Origin of the sequence: Burkholderia sp. AU32262 (assembly GCF_020419985.1) — a bacterium.
GTDB lineage: Bacteria > Pseudomonadota > Gammaproteobacteria > Burkholderiales > Burkholderiaceae > Burkholderia > Burkholderia semiarida.
The window spans coordinates 1-1152 of the sequence record NZ_JAIZRS010000075.1; the positions used below are offsets into that span (position 1 = coordinate 1).

The following is a 1152-nucleotide window of genomic DNA, read 5'->3' on the forward strand; positions in this document are numbered from 1 at the left end:
ACTGGTTCTGGATGTCCGAGAACGAGAGGGAACCCGTCGTCAGCGAATTCTTCGACGCATCCGCGCTACTCGCGATCAGCCCGCCTTTCAGGTCGGTATTGCCGGTGACGTTGATATTGAAGCCGCCGTCGCCCGCGCGAATACCGGCTTGCTCGTTGACGCCCGCATAGCTGCCCGACGCATTCCCCTTGCTCTGGCTGAAGCTCGCGCTGGCGCCACCCTGACTGATGCTGAAACCGCCGCCCGAACTCGACTGATGCGCCGCGCTCGACAACGTGTCCTGGACGCTCACAATGTTCAGGTTCCCGCCCACATCGGCATTCACCTGATTGCCCTTCACGTTCGAGCCGATGATATTCGTATCGCCGCCCGAAATGATCGTCACGCCGTTTGCCGCATTCACGTGACTGTTGTTCTGCGTGGCCAGATCGCTGTTGCCGTCGCCATTGGCTTTCGACATCGCCGCCGAGATACCAAAGCCGCCCGTGCCGACCGACACGCCCACGCTCGCACTCTTCGACTCGTTCGTGCTGCGCGTCGAATCCGTATCCGTCGTATTGACGATATTGACCTGATTCTTCGCCGCCAGAATCACATCGCTCGCGTTCACGTTCGAGCCGGCGATCGTCACATTGCCGCTGCCCGGCTCACCGTTGCCGGTTGCCGCAAATGCCACCGTTCCGCCGGCGTTCACATTCGAGCCGCGATTCGTCACGCTGTTCTCGGTAAACGCGCTCTTGCTATGGCTGCTGCCGACGCTGAGTTCGACCTTGAATTGGGGCGTCTGGCCTGCTCCCAGCGCGTTGACCACGTCGCCTGCAGCCACGTTCGCATCCCACGCCGCACTCGCCGCGGCCATCCCGTGCAGCGCTGCTGCACGGCCATCCTGGCTATTACTGGACGCACGCGATTGACCCACCGCATTCGACACCGCATCGATCACCGGCGCTTTCAACGCCAGCGTCAGGCCGCTCTTCGACACTTCCTGCGTCTCGCCGTGGTGGTTCTTGTCCTGCGCGGCGTCGATCGTAACGTTCGCGCCTGTCCCGCTGAGATTCTTCGCCGCGATCAGGTCGCTGCCGGTCACGTGCAGATCGTTGCCAGCCGCGATGCTCAGGTTGCCGTTCAGCGAGCCGATCGTGCTGGCGTTGT

The 1152-nt window shown here is 62.4% G+C and carries 1 protein-coding gene; it reads right to left on the reverse strand.

Features of this window, described 5'->3' with window-relative positions; genetic code table 11:
- The coding region (locus tag LGN10_RS33365) for a hemagglutinin repeat-containing protein (protein WP_226226289.1) at nucleotides 1-1152 on the reverse strand (1152 nt) is incomplete at both ends.